The following is a 17,378-nucleotide window of genomic DNA, read 5'->3' on the forward strand; positions in this document are numbered from 1 at the left end:
AAGCTGCACCATTAGCCACACGCGTCACTTTGGGGAGGTTGCGGTCCGCCGATGGATGCCGAGTCATCGATCTGCCTGAGTGATCTGGTCCCAGCCCTGCGCTGGAGCCGTCCCCAGCAAGTCGCCGAAGCCCTGGCCGACCCCCGGCTGCCCGCCGGCTGGTGGTCCTCGGTCACCCTGCCCAAGGCCCTCGGTTCCGCCGGGCTCGACTGGGTCTGCGACAGGCTGGCCCGGCTCTCGCTGTCGCGCTGGGACCACCTTCCGCTGAGCGACGTGCTGCCCGCCCTGCACGTGCACACGGTCGACCCCACCCTGCCAGGCTGGCCGGAGCCCGCGCGCCTGGCCATCACCGGGCTGGGCGGCTGGAGCCGCCTGCGCCGCCTGACCGCGGGAGACCTGAGCGGGCCCGCGCTGCCCGCCTCTCCCGAGGTCCTGGTCACCGCCATGTTCCGCGAAGTGCTCAGCCACATCCCGGGGCTCGCCGAGCAGGCCGCGCCGGCCGCCCAGGCTCAGCCCCAGGTGCCGGAGCAGACCCCCGCGCAGACGCCCGCGCCATCGATCCCGGCCCAGCCGCCCGCGCCGCAGGAGCAGCACCGGTCGCCGGCCCCGGAGCCGGTCGCCCCCGCCGCCGACCCCCCCGCCGCCACCCCCCCGGTACGCCTCAGCGACTATCCGCTGGTGCGCCTGGTGGACAACATGTTCCGCGACTGGAGCCCGCTGGAGCGCGCGGTCGCCGTGGAACGGCTCTTCGCGGTCGACCCGATCAGCCTGCGTGCGCTCGCGCACAAGCTGAACGCCGACCGCGACGCGCTCTCCGCGGCCCAGCGCACCGCCGAGGAGCGCATCCTGCTCTGGCTGCGCTCCTCGGAGTCCGCACCGCTGACCGGGCACATGTTCGGGCTGACCGAGTGGCTGGGCGCCGCCGCCACCAAGGACCAGCTCATCGGCGCGGATCCCGCGCACCCGATCGAGGTCCCCACCCTCCAGACCCCGCTCTGGCGGGTGCTGGTCACGCTCATGCCCGATCGGCGGCTCCAGGACGACTGGCTCGTCGTGGGCGATCTGGGCGGCCTGCGCGACAGGACCCGCCAGCTCCTGGCGAACAAGCCGATCGACACCGACGCGGTCGCGCTCATGGAGCACCAGCTCGGCATCCGGGCCCACTCGGCCCAGGCCTGGCTGGACGCCCTCGCCGCGAGCGGGCAGGAGACACCTGCCCAGGAGGCCGCCTCCGAGGCGACCAGGCAGCTGCCTCGCCGCACTCCGGGGGCCAACGGCCACCACCACCGCGGCGGCCAGCCGATACCCCAGGTGAACACCGGCAGCATCGATCCCCGCGCCGCCCTGGCCACGCTGTCGGCCCTGTCCGGCGGCAACACCCGGCCGCACCTGATCACCAGCCAGCGGGCTCCGCTGCACCCGCCCGCGAGCCCGTCGGCCGACCCGAGCCGCTGGCAGCGCATCGAGGTGACCAGCGACCACCTGCGGGGCGGTCCGGTGGCCGTACCCGAGGGGTACGCCACCCGGCTGGGCATGCGTCCGGGCACGCTGCTCTCGGTCACCGGCCCCGGTGACAACGCGGTGGTCCTGGTCTGGCGGGACCACCCTGTCTTCGACTCCCTGCAGCCCGTCCTGATGCGCCTGAACGCCCGGCCGGGTGACCAGGTCTACGTCACCGTGGACGGCTACCGCCTGGACGCCCAGCTGCCCGCCTGAACCTCCGGCCTCCTCGGGGTGATTTCCGCCCCCGAGAACCGGCCGTCCGCGGTGACCGAAACCGGTATAGGCGGCCCCCATTCCCGGGGGCCGCTCAGCGGTCGCGTCGATTCGGCCGCCGAGCGCCGTCGACGACCTGTAATTTCCACCAAGGATTCCGAAACGTCCCTTTTCTCGGCATGGGAATGACCAACCTTTCCCGGCTGCTCTTTTTCGGCGCTATGCTTTTGGGACTCAAGTGACTTAGCGACACCGCTGGGGCCCGTTTCACCGAAACGGGCTCTCGTTGTTGTTGAATCCTGCGACCTTTCGTAAGGAAACGCCATCTGGTGGGAGTCGGGATAGCTCTATCCTCCGTCGCCTTGTGAAGTGTCCCCAGGGACGCGAACGGGGACGGCGGGCGGCTAAGTCGTGATATGGCCAGGGATTAGAGAGCGACTTCGAACTAGCCGATGAGAAAATTCGCCCGTGTCTGGCTGGGACTGACGTTCTCCACCGTGGGATCACGAGCCGTGAGCGTCGCCTATCCCCTCCTGGCACTGGCCTTGACCGGATCTCCGGTGCAGGCGGGCTGGACCAGCTTCGCCCTGACGTTTCCGGTCCTGATCTTCTACATTCCGGCGGGCGTCCTGGCCGACCGGGTGAACCCGCGCTCGCTCATGCTCCTCACCGAGACCCTGCGGGGGCTGGCCGTCTTCAGCGTGTTCCTCGCCCTCGCCCTCGACTGGCCGTCGCTCCCGCACCTGCTGGTGGCGGCCTTCCTGGAGGGCACGCTGTGGGTCGTCTACTCGCTGGCGGAGACGGCCTTGATCTCGTCCCTCGTCTCGAGGGAGCAGGTCTCCGTCGCGATGGCCAGGAGCGAGACGATCTCGCACGTCGCGGTGCTGGCGGGCAGGCCACTGGGCGGGTGGCTTTTCGGGATCATGCAGGTGGCGTCCTTCGCGGTGAACTCCGCGCTGTTCTTCCTGGCGCTGCTGTCCCCGCTGAGCGTGACGGGCGGCGGGAGAGGGCGCCGGCCTCGGTCGCACGCGATCCGCGAGATCGCCGGCGGGCTCGTCGACGGGCTCAGAAGCCTGGCGGGGCGGCACCTGCTGCGGGAGATCGCCGACGGCTTCAGCGAACTGGCGAGGCACCCGTTCCTGCGCAAGGCCATGGCCCTGACCATGGTCACCAATCTGATGATCAACGCGCTCATCATGATCTTCATTGCCGGGTCGGCGAACCTGCCCTCCTACGAGGTCGGCCTGGTACTGGCCGCCGGGGGGATGGGCGGGGTGGCGGGATCGAGCCTGGCTCCCTACCTCAAGCTCAAGCCGAGAAACTCCACGCTCTTCGCCCAGCTGTGGATCTGGGTGCTGGCGCTCCTCATCGCGGCGTACGGTGCCGGGCCGATCTTCTTCGGGCTCGCGATACTGCTGACCGGGTGCACCGGGGCGCTCAGCAACGTGGCCATCAGGACCTTCGAGGTCGACACCGTCGACAAGAGCAGGCTCGGGCGTGTGATGAGCGTGCACCGGCTCGTCACGTACAGCGCCGTGTGCGTCGCGGCCCCCCTCGGCGGGACCCTGGTCGCCGTGGCGGGCGTCCGGATGGCGGCCGTCGTCCTGGCCGGCCTGATGTTCTGCGTCGCCCTGGTGGTGACGCTCGCGGCGCTGCTGAACCTCTGCGCGCGACTCGGCATCGCCGGGACGGCCAGGGAGGTCCGGGCGACCGGGGCCCACGCGGCCACGCGGGTGCTCACGACGTGGCGACCAACCGAGCCGCTTCGGCAGCGAGATGGGCAGGGAGGGTGGGCGCCCGCGCCGTCCCCGCCCTCCGGGCCAGATCGGCCGCCGCCGAGGCGTCGCCGGCCAGAGCCTCGATCCGGGCGGCATACAGCAGCACCGGACCGTGATCTCCCCCCTCGGCCAGCACAGCCCTGATCTCCCGCCTCGCCTCGGGGAAGCGCCCCAGCAGAGCCAGCGCGAGGGCGTGGGCGGCCCGGGTGGAGGGCCACTGCAGCGGCCTGACCCGGTCCAGGTCGCGCAACGCCGCTTCCGCCCGGCCGAGCCCGGCCAGGATCTCGCCCCGTGCCCGCAACGCCTCGGTGAGGTTTCCCTCCCTTCCCAGAACGTCGTTGAGAACGTCACGCGCCGCATCGGGATGGCCGTCGTACCAGAGCGCCCAGGCGAGCTCGGTCTGGATGCTCATGTCGTTGGGGACGCGGCGTATCGCCGAGTACAGCTCCCGCACCGCGACCGAGGGGCGCCCCTGGACCAGCCGCAGCCGGCCGATCCCGGCGAGCAGGCCGCCGACGGCCGACGTCGCCCCCAGTGTCTCGAAGAGGACCGCGGCGGTGCGGTAGTGCGACACGGCCTTCTCGAAGTCCTCCCGCCGATGCGCCACGTTGCCGAGAAAGGACTCGATCTCCGCGCGGATCCTGGTGTTGTCGCCACACCGCTCCAGGGCCTCCTCGGCCTGTTTGGCGGCCAGCGCGAACTCCCCGTCGCGGAACGAGAGCTCGGCGGCCCGCAGGTAGTCGTCGGGAAGGGCCCGGCTCTCGGCCTGCACGACGAGGCGGTCGTTCTGCAGGATCGGCTGGATGAGACGCTCGTGCGACAGCTCGCACCAGCGCGTGCCCGCCTTGATGTCCTCACGCAGGATGTGGCGGTCCACCAGCGCCCTGACCACCGCGTTCGGCATGCCGGCGGTGACGGTCTCCCCCTGGTAGACGACCTCGCGGGTGCCGAGTTCGGTGATGAAGCAGCGGCGCAGCCAGCTCCTGAGCTCGGCGACGTCGTCACCGAAGTGGTCGTGGGCCACCTCGGCGATCATCCGCTCGGAGAAGCCGGTGAGGGAGCGATCGGCGTTGGCGAACCTGCGGACGTGGTCCAGGGAGATGACCCGCACGTCCTCGGGCAGGGAATGCCACATGGCCGAGCACACGACCTGCAACTGGACGGGTTCGACCACCTTGGCGTCGGCGACGACCTCCTCGCCCAGTGCCCTGCCGACCCTGATCATGCGGAGATCGTCGACCAGGCCGCGCGCCGCGCCCGGGGCGAACGAGCGTCCCGTTCCCTCCAGCGGGCCCTCGGTCGCCCGGACCGCGGCGGCCGTGTCAAGGGCGGTCAGCGAGAAGCGGCTCCTGGCCATGCCCGCCAGCTTCGGCTCGTGGGGAAGGATCGCGGCGAGGTAGTCCTCGCGGATCGAGATGAGAAGGCGCAGGTTCGGGTCGTCGTCCAGCGCCTCGACGAGCTGGCCGATGAACCACTCCCGGTACGGCTGGCGGTGGGCGAAGTCCCCGAAGAGCTCCTCGGCCTGGTCGATCGCGGCCAGAGTGAGGACCGGGTCGCCGTAGGGATCCTGGCGCGGCGGGCGCCGGCTGAGGAACTCACGGATCGTCAGCCCCGCCAGCCGGGTGGGCGTCTCGGTGGGAGACCACGACGACAGCAGCGCGAACACGTGCGGGTTGTGCCGGGAGAGCGCGGCCGAGGGGAAGGGCGAACCGTGCGACACCCTGCCTATCGGCAGGACGTCGGTCCTGCCGATGTCCAGCAGCGGGAGCACGCCCGCCTGGATCAGCGAGGTCTTGCCCACGCCCGACGGTCCGTACAGCACGGTCAGGCGCCCGGCCTGCCACAGGTCGGAGACCTCGTACGCCTCCCTGTCGCGGCCGAAGAACTTGGCTCGGTCCTCGCGGCGGAAGGCCCGCAGGCCGACGTACGGCTGGCCGGCCTCGTCCGGCCGGACAAGGTCGGAGGTCACGTCAGAGGTCACGGCACCGGTCCCATCCGCCGGCGCAGCTCACGGCAGAACTCCTCCGCCGTCCCCCAGAAGATGGAGATCCGCCAGTCTTCGTAGTATCTGGCCAGCTGGCGCTGGACTTCCAGCACGTCCGCCTTCGTGCTGGCGAGCGAGGGGGCGAGCTGGACGCTCACGTGCCTGCGGCGGTTGATTCCGGGAACGGCTTTCAACAACCCATGGAAAAGCACGCGAAACGTCCAGTCCTGCAGGCTGTATCCGATGAACAGCAGGGGCCTCCTGGTCAGCGCCGCGAGAATGGAGGTGGGCAGCATCCGCTGGCCGCCCGCGACACCGTCCACCGCGAGGTTGGTGAGAAACTCCAAATAGTCGTCCTCCGCCAGCACTATCGACGCCGGATCCTGCAGGCTGCCGTGCAGGTGGTAGATGAGCGGAGCCTCGGGCCTGGGATTCCAGCCCGCCTCGCTGCTGAACAGATCCTCGGCGTAGGCCAGCCCTTTGTTCCATGGACATACAGCCACATTCGGTCTTTTTCCCACGGCTTCGAGCGAGCGCAGGATGAAGTCGTCGTAGTTCGTCGTCAGATATACCGGAAGCGGGAAACTCGCGAGCAGACCGTGCGGTTCCAGGGGGTCGAGGAAGTCGGGCGCGCCCCCGGCGTCGAGCTCGTCGCAGATCCGTCTCTTCACATATACCGAATCCCCATATCGCATCACCGCGAACTGCGTCACCCGCGGGAGATCATGGTCGTCGTCGAACGGATAGTCCCATCGGCGCGCCATGTCGCGGCTCAGCGCCGTCCCGGTCGGCAGAGTGCCCACGCACGCCCCGGACCCCAAGAACGGCGTGCAGTCCCCGCTGTTCAACTGGTCGAGCAGGCGTTCCCACTCGGCCTCCCCCATGTCATGCACGCAGGGCACCACCTCACGGGCAAGAGGTCCAATCGGATCATGGACTCGATGCCGTACGACTCTATTGGCATGGTCAATCCCTCCGGCGAGGGAAGGCACCTCTTGTCTCGCCGACGTTTGTCCCGACGGCACGCCCGGAGCAGGCGAATGATTCACGATCACCTTTCTGCCGTGACCCGCACGAAACGGCAGGGTGACCGTTCAGATCGAGCTGGTGAATCCGGCCGTCGGCTCCGCCGTCTCCAGAAACAACGGCTCCAGCGCCCTCCGCAGGGAGTGGTCCTCGATCTCACCGAGCATCTCCAGGGAGAGGCCGCCGAGGTCGACGAAAATGTTTGATCTTGAGCCGTCATCGCGCATGCGTGCTCCCCTTACATCGCTCCGGATCCGGCCTCGACCACCACCCGGGTTTTGGGACGTCCTAAAAAAATGCGAAACGACGTCCTTTTCGAAAGCCTCCAGGCCGTTTTCTTCTTACTATGCGATTCTGTAATACCCCACCCGCCGAATCAACCTTTAGGATGACCGTACGATCCCTTTGGCTAAAAAAACGGAGGCCCGAGGTGGTGGAGCTTTCACACGCGGCGAACACGGTGCCGGAACGGCAGCCCGAGGTCTGGGAGAAGGTGCCGCCCCGCAACAGGAACTTCACCGGGCGGGACGACCTGCTCGTCAGGCTCCGCCAGGGCATCAGCACCGTCACCGCCGTCGTGCCCCAGCCCCAGGCACTGCAGGGGTGGGGCGGTGTCGGCAAAACACACCTGGCCATCGAGTACGCCCACCGCTACCGGTCGCACTACGACCTCGTCTGGTGGATCCCCGCCGACCAGCGCGTGCTGGTGCCGTCCGCGCTGGCCGCGATGGCGCCCCACCTGGGGCTGCCTCCCGCCTCCGCCACCGGTGTCGAGGAGGCCGCCGAGGCCGTGCGCAGGACACTGCAGAACGGCAACCCCTACCGCCGCTGGCTGCTGATCTTCGACAACGCCGAGGATCCGGGACAGGTCGAGGAGTTCATCCCGCGCGGGCCGGGTCACGTCCTGATCACCTCGCGCAACCCCAAGTGGGAGGACCACTTCGAGACCCTCCAGGTCGACGTCTTCACCCGCGAGGAAAGCGTGGCGTTCCTGAAGAAACGCCTGCGCCGGGAGGTTCCCGACGACGACGCCTCGCGGCTGGCCGAGCAGCTCGGCGATCTCCCGCTGGCTCTGGAGCAGGCCGGCGCGCTGCAGTACGAGACCGGCATGTCCGTCGACGAGTACCTGGAGCAGCTCGGCGAGCAGGCGAGCAGGCTGCTGGGCGTCAACAGGGCACCGGGGTATCCGCTGTCGATGACCGCGGCCTGGAAGGTGTCGGTGTCGCTCCTGCAGGACCGCCTTCCCGAGGCCATCACGCTCCTGCGGTGCTGTGCCTTCTTCGGCCCCGAGCCCATTCCGCGCGACGTCTTCCGCAGGGGCAACAAGGCCGTCGTCCCCCGGCTCAGCAAGATCCTTTCTGATCCGATCCTGCTCGCCACGGCGCTGAGCGAGCTGAGACGCTTCGCCCTGGCCAGGATCGAGCCCACCACCCGCACGATCCAGGTTCACCGGCTGATCCAGGCGCTGCTCCGTGACGACCTGCCCGAAGAGGATCAGACGGACATCCGGCACGAGGTGCACGTGCTGCTGGCCGGCAGCGCCCCGAACGACCCCGACGAGACCGACAGGTGGCGCAGCTTCGAGGAGCTGGTCGCGCACGTCACCCCCTCCGGTCTGGAGGAGTGCACGGACCCCGCGGCCAGGCAGTTCGCCCTCAACGTGGTCCGCTACCTGTACATGTCGGGCAACTACCAGTCGGCCCACTCCTTCCTCACCAGCTTCATCAGGAGATGGAGCGAGGTCAGCGGGCCGAAGCACCTGGACGTGCTCGTCGCGCACCGGCACCTGGGCAATGTCCTGCGGGCGCTCGGCCAGTACGCCGCGGCCTACGAGGTCGACCACCAGACCCTCGACGACATGCGCGCCATCCTCGGCCCCGACCACCGCGAGACGCTCCTGACGACCAACGGGTACGGGGCCTCCCTGCGGGCCCGTGGCGACTTCGCCGCCGCCCGCAAGCTGGACGGCGAGTCCCGGGACGCCCACATCGCCAACCGGGGGCCCAGCGACCCCGCCACGTTGCGCGTGCTCAACAGCCTGGCCCTCGACTACGCGCTGACCAGTGACTACCAGGCGGCACGACGGTTGCACCAGGAGACATACCTGGAGATGAGCGACGCGATGGGGGGCATCGGCAAGAGCACCCTGCTGCTGTCCTGGAACGGCCTGGCCAGGGCGGTACGGCTCTGCGGCGACTACACCGAGGCCTGCGACCTGGGCGAGGAGGCCTACGCCTACGGTGTCCAGGAGCTGACGCTCGACCATCACTTCACCCTGCTGACGGCCAAGGACCTGTCGATCGCGAAGCGCCGGGCCGGAGAGATCTCCGAGGCGCTGGACCTCGCGCGTGACACGCACACCCGGCTCCAGCGGCTCTTCGGAGACGAGCACGCCGACACGATGGCGGCCGCGATCAACCTGTCCAACTCCCTGCGGGTGACCGGCGAGCTCGAGGAGTCGTTCGCGATAGCGAACAGGACGGTCGCGCTGTATCCCCGGGTGTTCGGCGAGGAGCACCCCTACGGCTTCGCCTGCGGCGGCAACCTGGCGATCCTGCACCGCCTGCGGGGCGAGGTCGAAACGGCCCGCCGGCTGAACGAGCAGGCGGTGCGCGGCCTGATCGCCAAGGTCGGCAGGGATCACCACTACCCGCTGACGTGCGCCATCAGCCTCCAGACGGACCTGGCGATCCTGGGAGAGTTCACCCAGGCGTGCGAGCTCGGCAGGGAGACGCTGAACAGGCTGCAGAAGCTCTTCGGCGAGAACCACTTCCTGAGCCTGGCCTGCGCCGGCAACCTCGTCCTCGATCTGAGAGCCGCCGGCGCGGAGAAGGAGGCCGAGCTGCTGTACCACGACACGATGCGGCACTATGAGCGCCCCCTGGAGGCCGGCCACCCCGACGCCATCCTCGCGAGTGAGGGCCGACGCATCGACTGCGACTTCGACCCCCCGCCGATCTGACCACGCCGAGGTCAGGTGTTGCGCCTCCGCCAGGCGTCGAGGTGCCGCTCCGCCTCGCGGAGGGCCTGTGCCTCCGCGAGGTCGTCCACCGGTTCGGCGGCGCACTCTTCGAGGGTTCTCCTCATGCAGGCCACGAACTCCTCTCCGCGCTCGTTCAGGCTCCCGCTGGCCAGCAGCGTGCCGGTGACCTGGTAGGCGCCCCGCCTCCACCGGGCGAGCTCCACGCGTGCCCGGAACGCCTCGGCGTCCCGCTCGAACCTGTGCTGCCTCCGCCAGAACTCCGCCACCCCGAGATAGGCGTACGAACCCTGCAGCAGGCCGTAGGCGGGGCGCGGGTCGTCCCGCCAGGGCGCGTAGTAGCGTCTGCCGTCGTCCGGCAGGGTCAGCGGGATCACGTCGGTCAGCGCCGTCAGCTTCGCGTGCTGGATCTCGTGCGCGAGCGTGGCGGCGAGCCCCAGGCCGTGCCACGGGTCGGACATCGCGACGGTCCCGAACGCCTCGCGGGTCGAAGCGCTGTTCTGCCCCCTGTCCGGCGCCTTGACGGGGGTGAGCACCGACACCGTGGAGCTCACCTCCTCCGCCACGTGCCGGTGGTGGGCGGTCAGGACGCGCCACGCGTCGTCCAGGTGCGCCCGCCACGCGCGGAGCCGCTCGCGGCCGAGCCGCGGCTCGGCGACCCCTTCCACGGGCCACCGGTACGGGTCGAGGTCGTCGACGACCAGGTCGAACCCCGGGATCACCGACCAGCCGCGCAGCGCCTGCCAGCCGGGCCGGTCGCCCGGGGGGGCGACGCGGACCGTCAGGCCCCCTGCGTCGAGTTCGGCGCCGTCCCCGTCCGGCCGCACCTCGACGTCGACCGTGGCCGGCGCGCCGGTGGGGAGAGTGAGACGCCCCAGGGACGGCAGCATGATCGTGCTGTCGCGGACGGGCAACCGGACCCGGCACCGGACCCGGGCCCGCACCGCGACCACCACGGCCAGTGCGCCCAGCTGCGCGGGATCGTCGCGGCTGTCGTCCCCGCTCCGCAGGGACCGGTAGGTCCGCCACGCCCACGCCCCCACCGCCGGATACCTCAGCAGGCGCTCGACCTCCTCGTCCGCCTGCCCCTCCAGTTCGGCCAGCAGGCCGTAGGCGCGCATCGCCAGATCGGCGCCGGGATGCCCGGCCGACCGCGCCTCGCCGACGACAGCTCGCACCAGCACCCTGTTCCTGGCGCGCTGCGCGGCCCGCAGCTCGGCCACGGCGCCGGCACCGCCCTCACCGGCCGCCAGCGTGAGAAACGTCTTGTCGGACACCTGCTGCGAACCGTGCCTCATCGGCTTCCCTTCAGCCTGGCGACATCCCGCGCGAGCCGGGTGCGGATATGGGTGATCAGCCGGTACAGGTCGGGGCAGTAGACCGAAGGTCCCAGAAAGCCGGCGGCCTCGCTGTACCTGTGCGCGTACAGCCCGCCGCCGCAGACCGAGTGGATGTCACAGGCCAGGCAGACGGGTGCAAGCGCGAGCTCGCCGATCTGCCTGGCCGCCATGGACGGGTGGGTGAGCGCGGCGTCGAACGAGTCGCGGAGCAGGTGCAGGCGGGTCGCGGCCGCCCCGTGGTAGCTGGACTTCAGAATGTCCGACTGCTCGATGCTGCCGTCGGTCTCCACGACGGCCATCCGGGCGGGTGAGAGTCCCACGGTCTCGCTGCGCGAGGCGCCTCCCGTCAGCAGGCGCATGATCTCGCGGAACAGCCGGACCTCCGTCTGGTCGGCGACCGATCCGTACCAGCGGTCGAAGATCGGGATGAGCCAGTCGGCGTACGGCGTCACCCCCGCCTCCGGAACGCGGAAGGGCGGCGGGGTGGACCAGTTGCCGTGCGGGAGCAGGAAGTCGACGGCCGGGGGATCGAACTCCAGAAGCGCCTCGTAGGTCGCCAGCGGATCGTTGCGGACGTCGATGGTGCACAGCAGGCCACTGAACAGGTGGTGGAAGGGACCGCCGGTCAGCCTGCGGAGCGAGGCCGCCACCTTCGCGTGACTTCCCCTGCCGTCCGCGTGGCGCCGGTGCCGGTCGTGACCCTCCGCGTAGCCGTCCAGGCTCACCCCGACCCGGATCTCCAGGCTGTCGAAGAGCCGCAGATAGCTCTCGTCCAGGCGCAGCCCGTTGGTCTGCACGCCGACGTGGACGCGGGTCCCGACGTCGGCGGCGGCCCCCCTGATGGCGCGCACGGCGTAGGAGATGAGATCCGGCCCGGCCAGAAGGGGCTCACCGCCGTGCAGGACGACCTCCACCTCGGCCAGCTCGTGGGTGAACGCGTGCTCGGCTATGCGCTTCGCCGTACGGTCGACGATCGCCTCCGACATGCGCCTCGGCTGTGCCCTCCAGGACTGGTCCGCCATCTCGTAGACGTAGCAGTGGCGACAGGCGAGGTCGCACCTGCTGTGGATCTTCAAAATGAACTGCCGGAAAGCCGCCGGTCGCCACCCTGATTCCAGCAATCCCCTGACATCGAGCGTCGCCGGGAACACGCTTCTGGGTGACGGGATTATGGGGTCAAGTTTCTCAGGCAAACGCGGCACACCTCTCTTGCGCCATTTCCTATCTGGCATGAGTTTGCCCAAATAGTCAAGTTCCAGGCTTACAAACAGTGGGCTCCGCGACATGGCCGAAGGGTTTCATCCGTCTCTGGAACGGCGGTCGGCCATCATCTATCGTGGAAGCATCTTTCGGGCATCACATAACGTGGTCTCATCAGGGGGCTGATCAGCGGTGCGCGAGTGGCCGTCGACTCTCGACATCGGCAGGCTGATGGCCGACGGCTGGAGACCGACGCCGTTCCGGCAGTTCATCTTGAAGATCCACAGTAGGTGCGATCTCGCCTGCAAATATTGCTATATGTACGAAATGGCCGATTCGTCGTGGCTGACACGCCCGAAACAAATGTCACGGGAGATCGTCGCCGCCATCGCCGCGAGAATCGCCGAGCACGCCCACCGTCACGGCCTGCGCGACATCGAGATCATCCTGCACGGAGGCGAGCCACTGCTCGCCGGCCCCGAGGCGATCCGCGAGACCGTCACCCGGATCCGTTCGGCGGCCGCCGGCACCCGGGTCAGGGCCAGCCTGCAGACCAACGGGCTGCGCCTGGACGAGAGCTACCTGCGACTCCTCGACGAACTGGACATCCGGGTCGGGGTGAGCCTCGACGGTGACGAGACGATGCACGACCGCAGCCGCAGGCGCGCAGGCGGCCGCGGCAGCCATGCCGAGGTGTCCCGAGCCCTCCGGCTGCTGATTTCGCCCACCTTCAGGCATCTCTTCAGCGGCCTGCTGTGCACCGTCGACCTCAGAAACGACCCGATCGGGGTCTACGAGGCGCTCCTCGCCTTCGATCCCCCGGCCGTCGACTTCCTGCTCCCGCACGGCAACTGGTCGGCGCCCCCGGCCGGCCGGCTTCCCCACGAGGAGACGACACCGTACGCGGACTGGCTCATCCCGATCTTCGACCGGTGGTACGGCGCGGCACGCAGGCCCACCCGGGTCCGGATGTTCGGCGAGATCATCCAGGTGCTGCTCGGCGGTTCGTCGTCGAGCGAGCAGATAGGCCTGTCCCCCGCGGGGATGGTGGTAGTGGAGACCGACGGCGGCATCGAGCAGTCGGACGTGCTGAAGTCGGCCTACCAGGGAGCCCCCGAGACCGGGCTGCACGTGACACGTGACTCCTTCGACGACGCCCTGCTCCTTCCCTCGATCGCCGCCCGCCAGATCGGCGAACTGGCCCTGTGTCCCACCTGCCGGGCCTGCCCGGTGTCACGGATCTGCGGAGGGGGGTTGTACGCCCACCGCTACCGCTCCGGCCACGGTTTCGCCAACCCCTCCGTCTACTCCCCCGACCTGCTCCGACTCATCAAGCACGTCAAGAGCACTGTCGAGGCCGATCTGCCGGCTCGATCGAAACGACGGGGAAGGGACACGATGAACCTGCGTGAGCACCGGATCACGGCCGGGGTGTTCTCCAAGCTCGCCGCCGGCGGTGGCGGCGCCGCCGCGGTCGCCAGGCTCTCCGCGGCGCAGCACAGCAAGCACGTGCTTCTCGTACGGGGAGTGCTGGAGGCCGCGCGCGCGAACGGCCATCCGGACGCCGCCGTCACCCGTCGTGCCTACGACCTGCTCGCCACGGTACAGCGCCGTCATCCCGGCGCCGTCGACACCGTTCTGCGCCATCCCTCGGTGGGCGCCTGGGCGCGGCGGACGGTCAAGATGCTCGACGCTCACGCCGAGGACGCGGCACCGGGGCAGCTCGCCGCGCTCGCCGCCGCGGCGGCGATCCGCTCGGGCACGGCCTGCGACATCGACGTACCCGCGGTGGAGGGGGTCGTCACGCTGCCCTCCCTGGGCCAGGCGATCCTGTCGCCGACCGTCTCGTGGGCCACGGTGGAGTGTGCCGAGGGCGGTGCCGAGGTCACCGCGGACGGGACCATCGTCACCGTCCCGCGCGACCCCGGCCGGGACGCCCCCGGGTGGAAAGGCCTGCGATCGCTCTCCACCGAGGTGGACGGCGTGCCGCTGCACCTGGTCATCGACGACCTCGACCCGTACCGGATGCCGGAGACCACGAACATCGGCGGGCGTCTGACCGAGGCCGAGACCGAGCGCTGGCAGTCGACGCTGGAGGAGGCGTGGCATCTGCTGGTGCGCCACCACCGCGCCGTGGCCGATGAGGTCGTCACGGCGATCACGGTCCTCACCCCGCTGGTCGCCCCGGCCCGGGGCCAGTCGAGCTCGACATCCGGCGAGACGTACGGCTGCGTGGCCCTGTCGACGCCGCCGGACGCCTCCACGTTCGCGGTCACCCTGACCCACGAGACGCAGCACGCGAAGCTCTCGGCCCTGCTCGACCTGATCCCGCTGACCCTTCCCGACGACGGCAGGCGCTACTACGCTCCCTGGCGCGAGGATCCCCGTCCTGTCCCCGGCCTGCTCCAGGGGGCCTACGCCTTCCTGGGCGTGGCCGGCTTCTGGATGCGCCAGCGCCACCTGGAGACCGGGGAGGCGGCCCTGCGCGCGAGTTCGGAGTTCTTCCGCTGGCGCGAGGCGGCTCGCCTGGTGACCGGCACCCTGCTCGGCAGCGGGCGGCTGACCCCGGCCGGCGAGAACTTCGCGACCGGAATGGCCCTGCGCCTGGACCGCTGGGCACAGGAGAGCGTGCCGGCCCGCGCCCGGGCCCTGGGCCGCGCACGCGCCGACGACCACTACGCGCGCTGGCTCGAACGCAACGGTTAGGCCCTGCCCGCCGGATCCTGCCGTGGCGAGTGTCGGCCGGGCGTCCGCGGCGGGCAGGAGATCCAGGCGACAGGGTCTAGAGAGCGGGCGGGTCGAAGTCGAAGTCGAGCCGTTCACCGCGCATGGCGACCCTGGTGTCCGGATGGTCGTTGCCCAGCACCCGCTGGTAGCGCTCGAAGGTGTCGGCCTCCAGCGCCTGGGCCTCCTCTAAGGCCCCCTCCGCCCGCAGGTCGATGACCAGGTTGTTCGCGCAGGCGAGAGTGAGCGGGTGGTCCACCCCCAGCAACTCGCGCAGCTGGGCCAGCGTCTCCTGCCCCAGCCGCCTGGCACTGGGGGCGTCCCCCTGTGCCGCGAAGTCGCTGGCGAGGTTGATCGCACAGGTGAGGGAGTAGTGGTGCTCGCGGCCGAGCGTGCGGTCGAAACCCTCCAGGGAGCTCAGATCGAGCCGGCTCGCCTCCTCGATCTGCCCGTTGACCCGCAGCAGCAACGCCAGGTTCATGTCACAGCCGAAGGTGAAGGGGTGCTCGTCGCCGTACATGCGGGGATAGCGAGCCGTCGCGTCCCGCAGCAGCTCCAGCGCCTCGGCGATCTCACCTCTGGTGCGTTGCGCGTTGGCCAGGCACAGTGCCGCCGCGAGCGTGTCGTGGTGGTCACGCCCGAAGATGCGCTCCTCTCGCTCGTACGTCGCCTGCGCGAGGTCGAACGCCTCGTCGATCTGCCCGACCCGCCGTTTGGCGATGGACAGATCCTTCGCCGTGCGCAGGGTCCAGGGATGGTCCGGGCCGAGTTCCTGCACCCCGAACTCGTACGCGTCCTCGCCGAGGTCACAGGCTTCGGCGTAGTCACCTCTGAGCCGCACGATACGTGAGAGACCGTTGCCCGAGGTGAGGATGTTCTGTTTGCTGGATCCCGAGTCGGGACGGCGGTGCAGCCTGTAGGTGGTCTCCTGCAGCTCGAACGCCTTCTCGTAGTCGCCGAGCAGCAGATAGTCGATGGCGAGATTGTTCATGGCGCGCAGCGTCCGGTGGTGCTGGGGGCCGAACACGCTCTGGTGCCGCCGCAGCGACTCCCTGTCGTGCGCCAGGGCCGCCGTGAAGTCACCTCGCATCCGCAGGTCCCCGCCATGACTGTTGGTGAGCAGGAGGGTCTCCACGTGGTCGGGTCCCAGGACCCTCCTCATCCGCGTCAGGGTCTCGCGGTTGAGTTCGAAGGAGGCCCGGTAGTCGCCGAGCTCGCGAAGGACGATGCCGAGATGCCGCTGCGCGGAGAGCACGTGCTGGTCCTCGTCCCCGCTGTCGGCCCGCCATCTGGCGATGAAGCCCTTGACCAGGTCGCTGGCCGACTGGTAGCCCCCGGACGAGTAGAGGTAGCGCACGACGTCGAGGGCGAAGCGACGGATGCGGGGATCCTCACCGGCCTCCACCATCGCGGGTGTCATGTGGCTGAGCAGCTCGGCGTAGCGCGGCCACAGGACGGTGTCGTCCGGAAGGCCCGGCGCCGCCGCGGCGAGCATGAGGTGCACCTCGTGCCGGAAGGACACGTGCTCCTCCCAGCCCAGCTCGGCACGGAGCAGTGCCTGGACCAGCCGGTGCACCTGGATGGTCCGGTTCTCCGAGTCGATCCGCGCCAGGGCGTATCGGCCCAGCTCCCTGATGGCCCGGCTCAGCAGGATCGGATTGTCGAGGAGCGGGCCAAGACGCGACCCGGCCGCGAGGTCGTCGGGAAGTGCCCCGAACACGTCACGGGGTATGGGGTCGGGTCCGAAGAAGGCGCAGCAGCGCAGGAGCTCCACGGCCTCGGGCAGCTTCGCCTTGAGCTGTGACACCGACAGCGACCAGGCAGCCGTCATGGACAGCGGATAGTCCGACGCCTTGTTGGCGTCGAGCAGCTGGGCCGTCTGCTCGTCGAGCAGCCGGAGATACTGCTCGACGGACATCCCGGTCTCCGTCTGCAGGGCTCCGGCCTGCTCCAGCGCGAGCGGGAGGTCGCCGAGCTGCTCGGCCAGCCGGTTCATGTCCTCCTGGCTGGTCGAGCCGGGAACCCGCCTGGTGAGGAACTCGACGCTCTCCGCCCGGCTGAAGACGTCGACGGGCACGGTGTCGACCACGCTCTGCCAGGCGTAGTTGCGTGAGGTGATCAGGACGTGTCCCGGGCCCCGGGGGATGATGTCGTTGATGTCCTCCGGCTGCTCGGCGTTGTCGAAGATGAGCAGCCACCGGGAGTACGGGTCACCGCGGCGCAGGGCGTCCAGCACGGCGGCGGACGCGTCCTCCACTCCCATCGCGGCGGAGGAGGGCACGCCCAGGTGCGGGGCGAGCGCGGCCAGCGAGGAGCGCACCAGCATCGGCTGGTCCGCGGGTATCCACCAGACCAGGTCGTACTCGTGCCGGAAGCGGTAGGCGTACTCGATCGCGACGTGGGTCTTGCCGACGCCGCCGAACCCGTGAAGGGCGTGCGGCACCACGGCGGTGACCTCGGACGTGACACCGGTGTGAAGCTTGTCGAGGAGGCCTTCACGACCTGTGAAGTTCTTGTTCTGCTGGGGGACCCTGCCCCAGATCTGGGGCTGGCGTCCCGGCAGGCGGGAAGTCCCCGAAGACTGTGAAATGGGCACGCGACGGCCTCCACTCGCCCGATTGGGAATCAGC

Annotated in this window: 9 protein-coding genes and 1 pseudogene; 4 read left to right on the top strand and 6 right to left on the bottom strand. The window is 69.7% G+C overall.

Annotation, left to right across the window (positions count from 1 at the left end; genetic code table 11):
• The first annotated feature begins 51 nt into the window (after positions 1–51).
• Positions 52–1,716: a hypothetical protein gene (locus tag AB0K21_RS05250; RefSeq protein WP_364147966.1), complete on the top strand. Its 1,665-nt coding sequence runs from the start codon at positions 52–54 to the stop codon at positions 1,714–1,716.
• 452 nt (positions 1,717–2,168) lie between these two features.
• Positions 2,169–3,638, top strand: a complete 1,470-nt coding sequence (locus tag AB0K21_RS05255) for an MFS transporter (RefSeq protein WP_343977555.1) — start codon at positions 2,169–2,171, stop codon at positions 3,636–3,638.
• 103 nt (positions 3,639–3,741) lie between these two features.
• On the opposite strand, the pseudogene AB0K21_RS05260 reads toward AB0K21_RS05255, so the two are convergent.
• The 3 genes and pseudogenes from AB0K21_RS05260 to AB0K21_RS05270 form a co-directional block, all read right to left on the bottom strand.
• Positions 3,742–5,475, bottom strand: a pseudogene (locus tag AB0K21_RS05260) (hypothetical protein); the annotation flags it as partial.
• On the bottom strand, positions 5,472–6,362 hold the full coding sequence (locus tag AB0K21_RS05265; RefSeq protein ID WP_245651495.1) for an SIR2 family protein: 891 nt from the start codon (positions 6,360–6,362) through the stop codon (positions 5,472–5,474). The gene AB0K21_RS05265 and the pseudogene AB0K21_RS05260, both read right to left, overlap by 4 nt.
• 210 nt (positions 6,363–6,572) lie before the next feature.
• Positions 6,573–6,731: a hypothetical protein gene (locus AB0K21_RS05270; protein ID WP_343977558.1), complete on the bottom strand. Its 159-nt coding sequence runs from the start codon at positions 6,729–6,731 to the stop codon at positions 6,573–6,575.
• Between the two features lie 203 nt (positions 6,732–6,934).
• On the opposite strand from AB0K21_RS05270, the gene fxsT (AB0K21_RS05275) reads away from it, so the two are divergent.
• Positions 6,935–9,466: an FxSxx-COOH system tetratricopeptide repeat protein gene (fxsT, locus tag AB0K21_RS05275; RefSeq protein ID WP_343977561.1), complete on the top strand. Its 2,532-nt coding sequence runs from the start codon at positions 6,935–6,937 to the stop codon at positions 9,464–9,466.
• 11 nt (positions 9,467–9,477) lie between these two features.
• On the opposite strand, the gene AB0K21_RS05280 is transcribed toward fxsT (AB0K21_RS05275), so the two are convergent.
• Both AB0K21_RS05280 and AB0K21_RS05285 read right to left on the bottom strand, forming a co-directional pair.
• Positions 9,478–10,782, bottom strand: coding sequence for an HEXXH motif domain-containing protein (locus AB0K21_RS05280; protein ID WP_364147970.1), 1,305 nt, complete (start codon positions 10,780–10,782; stop codon positions 9,478–9,480).
• Positions 10,779–12,026, bottom strand: a complete 1,248-nt coding sequence (locus tag AB0K21_RS05285) for an FxsB family cyclophane-forming radical SAM/SPASM peptide maturase (protein ID WP_343977565.1) — start codon at positions 12,024–12,026, stop codon at positions 10,779–10,781. Before AB0K21_RS05285 ends, AB0K21_RS05280 begins: the two co-directional genes overlap by 4 nt.
• Before the next feature lie 229 nt (positions 12,027–12,255).
• Here AB0K21_RS05285 and AB0K21_RS05290 point away from each other — a divergent pair, with 229 nt between their 5' ends.
• Complete coding sequence (locus tag AB0K21_RS05290; RefSeq protein WP_364148382.1) at positions 12,256–14,730, top strand: FxsB family cyclophane-forming radical SAM/SPASM peptide maturase; 2,475 nt, start codon at positions 12,256–12,258, stop codon at positions 14,728–14,730.
• Positions 14,731–14,806: 76 nt separating this feature from the next.
• On the opposite strand, the gene fxsT (AB0K21_RS05295) is transcribed toward AB0K21_RS05290, so the two are convergent.
• Positions 14,807–17,344, bottom strand: a complete 2,538-nt coding sequence (fxsT, locus tag AB0K21_RS05295; RefSeq protein WP_364147974.1) for an FxSxx-COOH system tetratricopeptide repeat protein — start codon at positions 17,342–17,344, stop codon at positions 14,807–14,809.
• Between the last annotated feature and the right edge of the window lie 34 nt (positions 17,345–17,378).

It is taken from the genome of Streptosporangium sp. NPDC049248, assembly GCF_040678965.1.
Classification (GTDB): domain Bacteria; phylum Actinomycetota; class Actinomycetes; order Streptosporangiales; family Streptosporangiaceae; genus Streptosporangium; species Streptosporangium fukuiense.